Here is a 2,542-nt window from a genome sequence, read left to right as displayed (position 1 = left end):
TGGTCAGGCCGATCAGCACGTCCTGGATGTTCTGCGTGTAGTTGCCGTCCGGCGGCACCTGCACCTTGACGACCTGGCGCTGCACGTTGGAGGCGAACCAGTTGAACCGGTACATCACCAGGATGATCAGGCTGATCGCCACCGCGGCCACGATCGCCAGGGTGTAGAAGCGGGTGCCGGCGGCCATCCCGACGCCCATCACCAGGAAGATGAACCCGACGTCACGGGTCTCCTTGATCGCGTTCCGGAACCGGACCACCGACAGGGCGCCGACCAGCGCGAACGCCCGCGCGATGTTGGAACCGACGACCAGCATGATCAGCGCGATCAGCATGCCGAGGATGACCAGCGTCTGCACGTACGACTGGGAGTACGACACGTTGCGGTGGGTGAACCGGTAGACCCAGGCGATGAACGCGCTGAGCAGGAACGACAGCGACAGCGCGATGGCGATGTCACCGACACTGAACGTGCCGGACAGGTCCTGTACTTCGAAGGGCATGGGTCAGACCTCTACAGATTCGGTGTCGGAGATGTGGAAGATCGAGCGCGGGGCGCGGTCGTACGCCTCGACGCCCTGGCAGTACTTGGAGACCCGCACGATCGACATGTTCATGCGGGCGGCCAGATCGGTGAGCCAGTACGGCACCCGCTCGTTGGCCTTGAACTCGACCACCGACAGGCGGGCCGGCACGATCAGCCGGTTCTCCGCATCGGCGGCGAAATCGAAGTCGCGGTCCCGGCCCCGGATCCGGTGGTCGAAGGTGACCCGCAGTCCGGTGTCGGCGTCCCGGCCGACGAACGCCTCCCGTTGGTAGCCGGTCATCATCGTCGGCCGCAGGTCCAGCAGCGACACGAGCTCCAGAACCTCCTCGACGAAGGCCTTCTGCGACGGGTCATGCTCGATCAGCTGCCGGTGATCGCAGAGATCACGAGCGAGGTGGTACGGCAACGCGATCCGCCGTTTCTGGGTGACCCGGTTGACGCGCTGCTTGATCTCGATGTGCACCGTGGTCTTCTCGCCGACGTTGAACCGGTCGCCGTAGTGGCGCACCCGCAGCTTGCGGCGGAACTTCAGGCCCTCGATCTTCTCCCAGTAGAACCGCAGGTCACGGGTGTCGTAGTAGGTGCTCCACACCCCGTAACCGCCGTCGGCGCCATGACTGTCGGCGTCCATCCGGGCGGTGATCTCCTCGCGCAGCTGCGGGATCTGATCGCTGGGCACCAGGTACTTGATCTCGTACCGGTTGAACGAGTGCAGCTTGCTCGGGGCCCGCAGCGAGTGACCGAGGTGGTCGTCGTCGCGGTGCGGGACGTCCGGCGCGAGGTCGGCGGCGTGCTTGGGAGGCACGCCGCCGCGGCGGAAAAACGATCGCATGGGCAGACCAATCTGTCGGCTCCGCCGGCCACGAAACGGCGGACCAACGAAACATGAACAAGGGGTGTACGGGTCGGGCCTGAACCACGATGGCTGAACGGTCTGCCGGATTCGTCGTCCGTTCGCAGACACCTGCACGAAAGGCGCCTACCACGTTCGTGGTACTTCCCCCGCGTATCCCCAGCAAGATAGCCATCCGGGAGCATTCCGGCACCATGGCGACTACGCTGCTGCTACCGCCGGCGCGGTAACAGCCCAGCAGATCGGCTACCACAAGCAGACGATGACCAGCTTCATCCGGGCGCATAGCGTCGACGCCATGTTCTCCAGGGCCCTCGCATTCGCGCGCCACGGCGTCGGCCGTCACCCGCTGCTGCTCGACACCCTGCTCGGCGGTGTCCTCGCAGCGCCCGCACTGATCATCGCGATGACACCGGACCCGCCGGTCGGCCCGATGAGCCCCGGCAGCGTCGGCGTCTCCCTGCTCGCCTGGGTCGCTGTCGCCTGCCGACGGTTGTGGCCGCTCGCCGTCCTGGTGGTGACCGGTCTGACCACGGTCGCCCTGACCCTGTGGAACGGCTCGCAACAGCCGGCGCTGGTGATCTCCCTGGTCGTGGTCGTCTACACGGTCGCGTCACGACTGGACCGCCCCCGCACCTGGATGATGGCGGCCGCCGTCGCGTTGCCGCACTACGCGGCCACCGTCTGGACGTCGTCGAGCAGCTGGTGGGCGCCGCAGAACCTCGGGTCGCTGGCCTGGATCGGGATGGCCGCCGCGGCCGGCGATGCCACGCGCAGCCGTCTTGCGTACGTCGCCGAGGTCGAGGAACGGGCCCGCCGCGCCGAGCAGGACCGCGACCAGGAGGCCAGGCGCCGTGTCGTCGAAGAACGCATCCGCATCGCCCGGGAACTGCACGACGTCGTCAGCCACCACATCGCGGTGATCAACGTGCAGGCCGGCGCCGCCCGGCACGTGCTGCGCCAGCAGCCGCAGGCGGCCGACACGGCCCTGGAGCACATCCGCAACGCCTCCGACACCGTGTTACGCGAACTCGGCTCGATCGTCGGGGTGCTGCGCCAACCCGACGAGCCGGACAGCACCGAACCCACCCGCGGGTTGGCCCGCATCGGCAAACTGCTGGAGGCGGCGGGCGCCGCCCGTCT

General features: G+C 67.5%; 3 protein-coding genes. 1 reads left to right on the top strand and 2 read right to left on the bottom strand.

Features of this window, described 5'->3' with window-relative positions:
• The coding region (locus tag ACFO0C_RS11060) for a DUF4956 domain-containing protein (protein WP_378065547.1) at nt 1-502 on the bottom strand (502 nt) is incomplete at its 3' end.
• A 3-nt stretch (nt 503-505) separates the two neighbouring features.
• Entirely contained in the window at nt 506-1,378 is an 873-nt protein-coding gene (locus tag ACFO0C_RS11055; protein ID WP_378066497.1) for a polyphosphate polymerase domain-containing protein, read from the bottom strand.
• Between the two features lie 319 nt (nt 1,379-1,697).
• On the opposite strand from ACFO0C_RS11055, the gene ACFO0C_RS11050 reads away from it, so the two are divergent.
• Nucleotides 1,698-2,542 (top strand): histidine kinase dimerization/phosphoacceptor domain-containing protein (locus ACFO0C_RS11050; protein ID WP_378066496.1); only part of this gene is annotated, 845 nt, incomplete at its 3' end.

Origin of the sequence: Actinoplanes subglobosus (assembly GCF_042650585.1) — a bacterium.
Taxonomy (GTDB): domain Bacteria; phylum Actinomycetota; class Actinomycetes; order Mycobacteriales; family Micromonosporaceae; genus Actinoplanes; species Actinoplanes subglobosus.
This window is presented reverse-complemented; position numbering and strand designations above follow the sequence as displayed.

Excerpts from the sequence above, each read along its gene's own strand:
- ACFO0C_RS11055 (WP_378066497.1), bottom strand. The coding sequence starts at position 1,378 with ATGCGATCGTTTTTCCGCCGCGGCGGCGTGCCTCCCAAGCACGCCGCC.